Raw genomic sequence first — 9,832 nt, 5'->3', positions numbered from 1 at the left:
GAACCAAACAGCCTTGCGACCGTCCCGTCCGCCCCAACCGCGCCTCAGCGCCGCCGGTGAGGGGTCTTCTACGGATAGGCGAGAAGAGTCGCAAGACCTAAATCAAAGAAAATCGAAAAAACTGCATCGCCCTCCGGATTTTCTTCAAATCCAGTGGCGCGCAGTCCGAATGCTCTTTTGTGGATAAAGTAGAGGATAACTTTGCTTACGGATAGAGTCTTGTGGCAAAGAGAGGGGGGACATACAGCTTCTTGTGTGTTTTTTCAGCAAACGAGGCGTCTGATGCTTGGATACAGGGTGATTTTGACAATCGCTGCCCCCGTACTTGCAGCGGCCTTTGTGATCCGTCGGCTCAAAGGTCAAGAAGATCGCGAGTCACTTGCCAACCGCTTTGGTGACGTGGCCAAGGCTGATCGCCCGCAAATATGGCTTCATGGCGCCTCGAACGGTGAACTCAGTTCGGCCCGCCCGTTGATTGAAGCCCTACGGCAAGCGCGCCCTGATCTGCCTATTATAGTGACATCGAATTCCATCACCGGACGCGATCTGGTGAACGGATGGTCGCTGCCTATGGTCACCGCGGTTTGTGCCCCGTTGGATTTCCGCTGGATGGCTAAGCGTTTTTTGCGCCGCCAGCGGGTTGAGGCATTTATCAGTCTGGAAAATGAACTCTGGCCGAACCGGATCACAGCCGCTGCGGATCAGGATGTGCCGGTGATCTTTGTTGCAGCCCGCCTATCCAAACAATCGGCGAAGGTCTGGCGCAGAATGCCCGGCATCCGCGCCCAAATGCTGGCGGCAATCAAACTGCTGGCACCCCAAGACAAGGGATCACGGCAGCGTTTTCTGACGCTAGGGGTTCGCCAAGCCCGTCTGGCGCCCTTGGTGGACCTGAAGGCCCTATATGTTGCCAAGCCTGTAGAGACCCCTGCCCTGCCGGAGTTCCCCTATACGCATACGTGGTTGGCCGCCTCGACCCATGAAGGAGAGGATGCGCTGATTATTGAGGCGCACGAGGCTCTGTTAGAGCGGGACAACCGTGTCCGTCTTATTTTAGCACCACGGCACCCACGCCGCGCAGCTGCGATCCGCGACTTGATCGAAGACGCCGGGCTGATCTGCGCACAACGCAGCCAGTTGGACGAGGTCACCCCCGAAACGCAGGTCTTTCTGGCCGATACTCTGGGCGAGATGCACCTCTGGTACAGCGCAGCCCGCGTGACGTTCGTGGGCGGATCGCTGGTCGATAATGGGGGACATACCCCATATGAGCCGGCAGCCTACGGCACTGCCCTACTTCATGGGCCTTATCTATCAAATTTTCAGAAAATCTATCGGCAACTGGATGCAGCGGATGCAGCTATCCCCGTGGCGGACGGCCCGTCGCTGGCGGCGGGCGTGGATTTTGCCCTGAGTTCTCCGCTTGAGCTGGTGCAGAACGCCAGTGCTGTGACGCGGCAGGCCGCCGATCTGGAGACCTTGATCGCGCGCATTCTGCCGTTGCTGCCCCGCCCTGTTGAAGGGCTATAGGCACACCCGCAAAGTGCTGATCCGTTTGGTCAGCACATGAAGCCCATGCAGCACCTGATCTCGAACTGGACCTTCGCGCGGAACATCTTGTAGAGTGGTGAACCAATGTTCGGGTGGATTGCGGCCCAAACGATGGTTGTCAAAGCGCAGTTCTCGCAGGACCGCTTGCGCCGTGGCTGGCAAGACATCGGGAATAGCAAAGCCGTTCAAGGTCGCCCAGACACCGGCCCACAGGCGCCCGACCGACCACGGATTATATCCGCCGCCCCCAAGCACCAGATAACGCGGCGCCATCGGGCGCAGAGCGGCGACAATGTTCCAATGGGCGTTGTTGGACAGAGCCAGACGGGACAGAGGATCTTCGACCACGGCATCAGCGCCACATTGCATGACGATCGCGTCAGGCCGGAATTGCGCCACCGCAGGCAAGATCAATCGGTCGCGGACCTTCGCCATCTCTGTGTCGTTAAAACCCGAGGGAACAGGCAAGTTGAACACATTCCCCGCCCCCTGATCCGTCAACGCCCCCGTGCGCGGCCAGCGCCCCTGTTCGTGGACCGAGAGAACCAGCACTTCTGGTGTATCGCGGAATGCATGTTCAACGCCGTCGGGATGATGCGCGTCTATATCTATATAGGCCACCCTCTGCGCCCCTGACCGGCGCAAGGACAGGATCGCCAGAACGGGATCGTTCAGATAGCAAAACCCGTTGGCCCGATCCGGCATCCCGTGATGGGTGCCGCCCGCAGGGGAATAGATAACACCGCCATTTGCCAGCAGTTCTCCGGCCAACAGTGATGCCCCTGCCGACGTAGCTGGACGCCGCCACATCTCGGGGAAGACAGGGTTAGAGGGCGTGCCCAACCCGAACCGCTCACGATCTTCGGGTGTGGCGATCTGCGTGGCCTCGACCCGTTGCAGCGCGGCCAGATAATCGGCCGAATGCCAGATCCCAAGGGCCGCCGCCTTGGCACGCGGGCTGGTGACATATTGCTCTGGCGGCAGCCAGCCCATCGCGCGGGACAGATCCATAACGGTCGAGACCCTTGGCACGCGCAGCGGGTGCCAAGGGCCATAAGACGAATTCCGGTAAATCTCTGAGCCGATGAACAGCGGCCTAGTCATATAGTATTTAGTTCCCGGCCAGCGCCTGTTCGATCGCTTTGGTGATCTTGGAAGACGTCGGCTTTACCAACGAATCGTAAGTGCCCAGAATTTCGCCATCCGGCCCGATCAGGACCTTGTGAAAGTTCCACGTCGGCTCAAAACCTGTTTCCTGTTTTACCCATTTATAAAACGGGTGCGCGGCATCGCCACGCACATGGGTGATATCGGTCATCGGAAAATCCAGATCGAAGTTCACCGCGCAAAAGTCCTTCACCTCTTCGGCGGTTGCCAGTTCCTGCCGGAAATCCTGTGAAGGGACCGCCAGAACCACCAGACCCTGATCACGATAGCGATCATAGAGATCCTGCATCCCGTTGTATTGGGGCGTAAATCCGCAACGCGAGGCCGAGTTGACCACCAAAACCGGCTTGCCTTCCCATGCCGCCGTATCCAGCGCCCCGCCGTCGATCGAGGTGAAGCTGAATTGACTTATTCCCGCCAGGGCAGCTTGCGCGCCCACAACGAACAGGGCCGCTGCAAGGCCGATCACTTTGCTCATAATCATAGGGAGTCTCCCATGTTGCACGCACATCCGCTGCATATCTGCGCTTGCCATTCCCCTTAAAAATAACATTTCTAACAGAAAGGGCCTTTGTCCTACAAACTTGGCACGCCATGCGCATAGAATGCCAAAAGAAAGATAGAGCAGAAATCCAGACTGACCATGACCGTTCCGGGAATTGTACAACCGCCACTTATAGATCTAGACGCGCCAAAGCGTGACGTACGGACCCAGTTCGGTGCGCTCTGCTATCGTGTCAAGGACGGCGAGACGCAAATCCTGCTAATCACCAGCCGCAATACACGCCGCTGGATCATACCCAAGGGCTGGCCAATGGCGAACCGGACCCCCGCCGAAGCCGCCGCTCAAGAAGCGTGGGAAGAGGCAGGAGTGGAGGGCAAAGTCGGCGAGACTTCGATCGGGCTTTATACCTACACCAAAGTCATGGCCAAATCCGACGATCTGCCCTGCGCTGTTGTCATCTACCCCATGCGCGTGCGCGATATGAAAAACAAGTTCCCCGAGGCGAACGAACGGTCCCGCCGCTGGTTTTCGCCCAAGAAAGCCGCCAAGGCGGTGTGGGAGCCAGAGCTTGCCGTGTTGCTGGAAAGCTTTGATGGCAAAGCGATGGACAAGCTGCTGCGTCAAAGCTGAGGCGGGCTAGGAACCTTGCATCCTCGGCGCATCTGCATATTTTAGGAAGACCGTTTTCAGGGTTCCCACATGATCCGCTATGATCTGAAATGTGCCGATGGGCACAAGTTTGACAGCTGGTTCCAGTCTGCATCGGCCTATGACAAGTTGGCCGCAGCGGGCATGGTCAGCTGCGCGATCTGCGGCAGTGCCAAAGTGGAAAAGGCATTGATGGCACCGCGGGTTACGACCTCGGACAAGGCGGCCAAGACCCCTGCCCCGACAGAACCCGTACCGGAAAAGGCCGATCTACGCACCCCGCAAGATCCCGCCCAAGAGGCGTTGGCCGCCATGCGCAAGCATGTCGAGGATAACGCCACCTATGTGGGCAAGGACTTTACCACCGAAGCCCGCGCCCAACATGACGGCGACGCCCCCGCCCGCGCCATCTATGGCGAGGCGAAACTGGAAGACGCCAAAAAGCTGATCGAGGATGGCGTGCCTGTCGCGCCCCTGCCCTTCCTTCCCGCACGAAAGACAAACTGATGAGCATTCTGATCACCGGCGCCAACCGCGGCATAGGGCACCAGCTGATGCTGGACTACCAAGCGGAGGGCAGATCGGTGATCGGCACCTCGCGCAGTGGCGGTGAATACCTGCCGCTTGAGGTCACAGACCCCGCCAGCCAAGAGGCCTTGGCTGAAACGCTGAAGACCAAACCCATTGATCTGCTGGTCTGCAACGCAGGTGTCTATCTGGACGCAGGCCAAACGCTGGACGCTGGCTATCCAGCGGACATGTGGGCGCAGACCTTTGCGGTGAACGTCGCCGGGGTATTCATGACCATTCAGGCACTACTGCCAAATGTCCGCGCAGCAAATGGTAAGATCGCGATCATCTCGTCCCAGATGGCCAGCCATGAGCGTGCGCCGGGCGGCAGCTATATCTACCGTGCCTCGAAAGCAGCCGTCCTGAATCTGGGGCGCAATCTGGCCACTGACCTACGGCCCGAAGGAATCGCCGTCGGCATCTATCACCCGGGCTGGGTGCAAACCGATATGGGCGGCAAAGGGGCCGACATTAATGCAAAAACCGCCTCGAAGGGCTTGATCGCGCAATTTGATGCGCTGGATATGAGGACTTCGGGACACTTTCTGACTTGGGACGGGCAACAGCACCCCTTCTGAACCCTTGCGCAGCCGCAACAGTCCGCGTAAAGCCGAGCGGACTTTTGACGACTGGGGGGTTCTCTAATGCCTATCCTCGTAATGAAATTCGGCGGTACGTCCGTCGCCAACCCTGATCGCATCCGCCGCGCCGCCAAACGCGTGGGTCTGGAAGTGGCCAAGGGCTACGATGTTATTGTGATCGTCAGCGCCATGTCCGGCAAGACGAACGAGCTGGTGGGCTGGGTGAATGAAACCTCGCCCCTGTATGACGCGCGCGAATACGACGCGGTTGTCAGCTCGGGCGAAAACGTGACCGCTGGCCTGATGGCACTGACCCTGCAGGAAATGGATATCCCCGCCCGCAGCTGGCAAGGCTGGCAGGTGCCGCTGAAGACCAACAGCTCGCACAGCCAGGCGCGGATCGAAGAGATCCCGAATGAAAACATTCTGGCCAAATTCGGCGAAGGCATGCGCGTTGCTGTCGTTGCCGGCTTCCAGGGCATCAGCCCCGAAGGCCGTATCACCACGCTGGGTCGTGGCGGCTCGGACACCACGGCGGTTGCTTTCGCGGCAGCCTTCGATGCAGAGCGCTGCGACATCTATACCGATGTGGACGGTGTCTACACCACCGACCCCCGTATCAGCGACAAGGCCCGCAAGCTGGACAAGATCGCATTCGAAGAAATGCTCGAACTGGCCAGCCTTGGTGCCAAGGTGCTGCAAACCCGCTCGGTCGAACTGGCCATGCGTTACAAAGTAAAACTGCGCGTCCTTTCCAGCTTTGAAGAACCGTCAGACGAAGCCGGTACGCTGGTCTGCGATGAGGAGGAAATCATGGAAAACAAAGTTGTCTCCGGTGTCGCCTACAGCCGCGACGAAGCGAAAATGACCTTGGTTTCGGTCGAAGACCGTCCGGGCATCGCTGCTGGCATCTTCGGCCCGCTGGCCGAGGCAGGCATCAACGTGGATATGATCGTCCAGAACATCTCGGACGAGGGCACCACCGACATGACCTTCAGCTGCCCCACCGATCAGGTGAAGCGCGCGGAGAAGGCTCTGAACGACGCCAAAGCCGCTGGCAGCATCGGTTTTGAAGAGATCATCGCAGATACCAACGTTGCCAAAATTTCGGTCGTTGGCATTGGCATGCGCTCGCAACCGGGCGTTGCGGCCAAGATGTTCAAGGTTCTGTCGGACGAAGGCATCAATATCAAGGTGATCGCGACCTCCGAAATCAAAATTTCGGTGCTGATCGATCGAAAATACATGGAACTCGCGGTTCAGGCACTGCATGATGCCTTTGAACTGGAGAAATAATTTCTGAGGGGCATCATGCCCGACGGGACTGAAAGCGAAAGCAGAAAGCTACTTGTCCGGCTGCGTGACACCCTTGCCGAAAGCGGCGCGGGTCAAGAGCGGCTGGACAAGATCACGCATCTGATCGCCACATCCATGCGCACGGAAGTGTGCTCGATCTACCTCTTCCGCGATGAAGAGACGCTGGAGCTTTGCGCAACCGAGGGTCTAAAGCCTGAATCGGTTCACCAAACACGCTTGCGTCTTGGCGAGGGTCTTGTGGGCCGCGTCGCGCGGACATCCGAAATCGTAAACAGCGCTGATGCGCCGAAGGAAAAGGGTTTCCGCTATATGCCGGAAACCGGCGAAGAGGCGTACTCTTCGTTCCTTGGCGTGCCGATCCAGCGCTTGGGCGAGCCGATGGGCGTTCTGGTCGTCCAGTCCAAGATGGCCCGCGAATACACACCCGACGAAGTATACGCCCTAGAGGTTGTGGCGATGGTTCTGGCCGAGATGGCCGAGCTTGGCGCATTCATCGGTGATGGTGCGGCCCTGAAGGCCCGTCACCAGCAGCCTGTGCTGTTTCGCGGCACCATTGGCCAAGAAGGCGTAGCCGAGGGACACATCTGGCTGCACGAACCCCGCGTCGTGGTCACCAACCCCGTGGCCGAGAACCCCGAGGCCGAAACCGAACGCCTGCACAAAGCCGTGGGCGAGTTGCGCGTTTCTGTTGATGAGATGCTGTCCTCTGCCGAAGGGGGCGACAGCGAACAGTTACAGGTTCTGGAAGCCTACAAGATGTTCGCAAACTCCAAAGGCTGGATTCGCCGGATGGAGGATGACATCGCGCGCGGCCTATCCGCCGAAGCCGCTGTCGAGAAAGAGCAATCCGTTGCCCGCGCCCGTCTGGCCCGTGCAACCGATGCCTATCTGCGCGAACGCCTGAACGATCTGGACGATCTGTCCAACCGCCTGTTGCGCATCCTGACCGGCCAAGGCCGTGATACGGGCGCTGCGATGCCTGACGATCCGGTACTGGTCGCCCGCAACATCGGCCCCGCCGAACTGCTGGACTATGGCCGCAGTCTGAAGGCCATCATTCTGGAAGAGGGCTCGGTCGGCAGCCACGCGGCGATTGTCGCCCGCGCCTTGGCGATTCCGCTGATCGTCCACGCCCGCAACATCACCACCGAGGCGCTGAACGGCAACCACGTGCTGATCGACGGCGAACAGGGCGTTGTGCACCTGCGCCCCGACGAAGTGGTTGTGAAGGCATTCCGCGACAAGATGGCGATGCAGGCGGCGGCGCAACAGCGCTATGCCTCGATCCGTGATCTGCCCGCGGAAACCCTGTGCGGCCAGCGTGTCAAATTGATGATGAACGCGGGTCTTATGGCCGATCTGCCCTCACTGCCCTCATCGGGGGCCGAAGGGGTGGGTCTGTTCCGCACCGAATTGCAGTTCCTTGTCCGTAACCAGATGCCCAAGCGGGCAGAGCTTTCGGCCCTTTACGCCCGCGTTCTGGACGCGGCGCAGGGGCAGCGGGTGATCTTCCGCACGCTGGATATCGGCTCGGACAAAGTGCTGCCCTACATGAAGCCCAACGACGAGCCGAACCCCGCCCTTGGCTGGCGTGCGATTCGTGTGGGTCTGGACAAACCCGGCGTGCTGCGGATGCAGTTGCAGGCGCTGATCCGTGCTGCCAATGGACGGCCCCTGTCGCTGATGTTCCCGTTCATCGCCCAGATCGATGAATTCGAAATGGCCCGCGCCGAACTGGACAAAGTCCTAGAGCGTGAGACCAAGCTGGGGCACGCGCTGCCCGAAACGCTGGAAGTCGGCACCATGCTAGAGACCCCGTCGCTGGCATTCGCACCGCAGCGGTTCTTTGAGATGGTGGACTTTGTCTCGATCGGCGGCAACGATCTGAAGCAGTTCTTCTTTGCGGCTGACCGTGAAAACGAACGGGTACGCCGGCGATATGACACGCTGAACGTCAGCTTCCTTAGCTTTATCGAAGGCATCGTGAACCGTTGCCGGACCACGAAAACATCGCTGTCCTTCTGCGGTGAAGACGCAGGCCGCCCGATCGAGGCGCTGTGCTTTGCGGCAATCGGCGTGGAAACTCTGTCGATGCGCCCCGCCTCAATCGGGCCGGTCAAGCACCTGCTGCGCCGCACCAACTTGAAAGAATTGAAACAGGTCATCGACGCCTCTCGCGAGGCGGGGGATCAAAGCGTGCGCGACGCGGTCATGGACTACATGCGCCAGCAAAGCTGAGTTTGAAGAAATCCCGATGCGGCTATGCGATTCGGCCCGTGGTCACTTTGCCTCGGGCCATTTGGTGACGGCCCCTTCGATGCCCTCCCAGTCCCCGATTCCCAACACGCGGTCGGGGTTCGTGGGTGGCGGCATTTCAACGCCCGTCAGCTTTTCGAAACCGAAGCGGCTGTAATAGGGGTAATCGCCCACCAGCATCACGCGGGGCCATCCCAGCCCTTCGGTCATTTCCAGCGACTGGTGCATCAGAAGGCCGCCCAAACCTTCGCCCTGACGGGTCGGGTGGACGGCAATAGGACCAAGCAGCAAAGCGGGATGATCGCCAACCATGATCGGCCAATAGCGGATGGCGGCGGCGACGATCCCGTCACGATCACGGGCGATCAGGCACAGGGGCGCCACCTTGTCCACACCGTCGCGAAGACGGTAGGACGACAAGGCCTCGCGTCCGGGGGCAAAGCACAGATCGTACAGCGCTTCGACTTCCCACCAGTCGCTTGGTTGCTCCTGTGCGATTGAGAACACCTGCACCCCCATCTTTCCGGTGGTCGGCGGACTAGCATGACGCTACCTCTGGTTCAATCAATTAGGAGGGATTCATGTTCTATCGCCCGGAAGACGGCCACGGCCTGCCCCACAACCCGTTCAACGCCATCGTCACCCCCCGCCCCATCGGCTGGATTTCGACGCGGGGCGCGGACGGGTGCGATAATCTGGCCCCCTATTCGTTCTTCAACGCCTGTGCCTATGTGCCGCCTCAGGTCATGTTCAGCTCGACCTCATCGAAGGAAGATCGGGGCGACACCAAGGACAGCGTCGGCAACATCCGCGAAACCGGTTTTTTCTGCGTGAATATCGTGGAATACGCAGCGCGGGACGTGATGAACAAAACCTCGACCATGGTGTCTGCGGGAGTGGACGAGTTCGAGCTGGCGGGTATCTCCAAGGAAGAATGCCAAACCATCCCCTGTTCGCGCGTCGCAAACGCCCCTGCCGCGCTGGAGTGCAAAGTCACCCAGATCATCAAGCTGGAAGGCGAAAGCAACTTTGCCGTCTTTGGCGAGGTGATCGGCATCCACATGCGCGACGACTGCATCGTTGACGGACGCTTTGACGTGACCCGCTTCCACCCCCTCAGCCGCCTTGGGTATCGCGACTATTCGGTGATCAAAGAGGTCTTCAGCCTGACCCGTCCCGACGACAACTGATCTCCCTGCTTCCCTCGGGGCCCCCGCTTGCGTATCCCTAACGGGGC

Annotated in this window: 10 protein-coding genes; 7 read left to right on the top strand and 3 right to left on the bottom strand. The window is 59.6% G+C overall.

All coding sequences use genetic code 11. From position 1 onward, the window contains the following. Positions 1 to 282: 282 nt before the first annotated feature. Positions 283 to 1,530: a 3-deoxy-D-manno-octulosonic acid transferase gene (locus CLV74_RS21450; protein WP_106268803.1), complete on the top strand. Its 1,248-nt coding sequence runs from the start codon at positions 283 to 285 to the stop codon at positions 1,528 to 1,530. Here the strand turns inward: CLV74_RS21450 and CLV74_RS21445 are convergent. Both CLV74_RS21445 and CLV74_RS21440 read right to left on the bottom strand, forming a co-directional pair. After that, positions 1,525 to 2,655 (bottom strand): acetoin utilization protein AcuC, encoded by a 1,131-nt coding sequence (locus CLV74_RS21445; RefSeq protein WP_106268801.1) that lies wholly within the window; start codon positions 2,653 to 2,655, stop codon positions 1,525 to 1,527. The genes CLV74_RS21450 and CLV74_RS21445 overlap by 6 nt on opposite strands. Positions 2,656 to 2,662: 7 nt before the next feature. Continuing rightward, positions 2,663 to 3,196, bottom strand: a complete 534-nt coding sequence (locus CLV74_RS21440) for a glutathione peroxidase (RefSeq protein ID WP_106268810.1) — start codon at positions 3,194 to 3,196, stop codon at positions 2,663 to 2,665. 165 nt (positions 3,197 to 3,361) lie between these two features. Between CLV74_RS21440 and CLV74_RS21435 the strand changes: the two genes are divergently transcribed. From CLV74_RS21435 to ptsP, 5 genes are all read left to right on the top strand, one after another. Beyond that, positions 3,362 to 3,853, top strand: a complete 492-nt coding sequence (locus CLV74_RS21435) for an NUDIX hydrolase (protein ID WP_106268799.1) — start codon at positions 3,362 to 3,364, stop codon at positions 3,851 to 3,853. 69 nt (positions 3,854 to 3,922) lie between these two features. Then, positions 3,923 to 4,378 (top strand): DUF1178 family protein, encoded by a 456-nt coding sequence (locus CLV74_RS21430; protein ID WP_106268797.1) that lies wholly within the window; start codon positions 3,923 to 3,925, stop codon positions 4,376 to 4,378. Beyond that, on the top strand, positions 4,378 to 5,019 hold the full coding sequence (locus tag CLV74_RS21425; protein WP_106268795.1) for an SDR family NAD(P)-dependent oxidoreductase: 642 nt from the start codon (positions 4,378 to 4,380) through the stop codon (positions 5,017 to 5,019). The genes CLV74_RS21430 and CLV74_RS21425 overlap by 1 nt, the downstream gene beginning before the upstream one ends. A gap of 66 nt (positions 5,020 to 5,085) precedes the next feature. After that, positions 5,086 to 6,318, top strand: a complete 1,233-nt coding sequence (locus CLV74_RS21420) for an aspartate kinase (protein WP_106268793.1) — start codon at positions 5,086 to 5,088, stop codon at positions 6,316 to 6,318. Between the two features lie 15 nt (positions 6,319 to 6,333). Next, complete coding sequence (gene ptsP / locus CLV74_RS21415) at positions 6,334 to 8,577, top strand: phosphoenolpyruvate--protein phosphotransferase (RefSeq protein ID WP_106268791.1); 2,244 nt, start codon at positions 6,334 to 6,336, stop codon at positions 8,575 to 8,577. A 42-nt stretch (positions 8,578 to 8,619) separates the two neighbouring features. Here the strand turns inward: ptsP and CLV74_RS21410 are convergent, their stop codons facing one another. Continuing rightward, entirely contained in the window at positions 8,620 to 9,108 is a 489-nt protein-coding gene (locus CLV74_RS21410) for a GNAT family N-acetyltransferase (protein ID WP_425430992.1), read from the bottom strand. Between the two features lie 68 nt (positions 9,109 to 9,176). Between CLV74_RS21410 and CLV74_RS21405 the strand changes: the two genes are divergently transcribed. Beyond that, a complete protein-coding gene (locus tag CLV74_RS21405; RefSeq protein WP_106268788.1) occupies positions 9,177 to 9,785 on the top strand; it encodes a flavin reductase family protein in 609 nt (202 codons plus the stop codon). Positions 9,786 to 9,832 lie beyond the last annotated feature (47 nt).

This window comes from Donghicola tyrosinivorans, assembly GCF_003003355.1.
In the GTDB taxonomy this organism is placed as follows: Bacteria; Pseudomonadota; Alphaproteobacteria; order Rhodobacterales; family Rhodobacteraceae; genus Donghicola; species Donghicola tyrosinivorans.
Note: the sequence above shows the minus strand (reverse complement) of the source record. Positions and strands in the feature narration are given on the sequence as shown.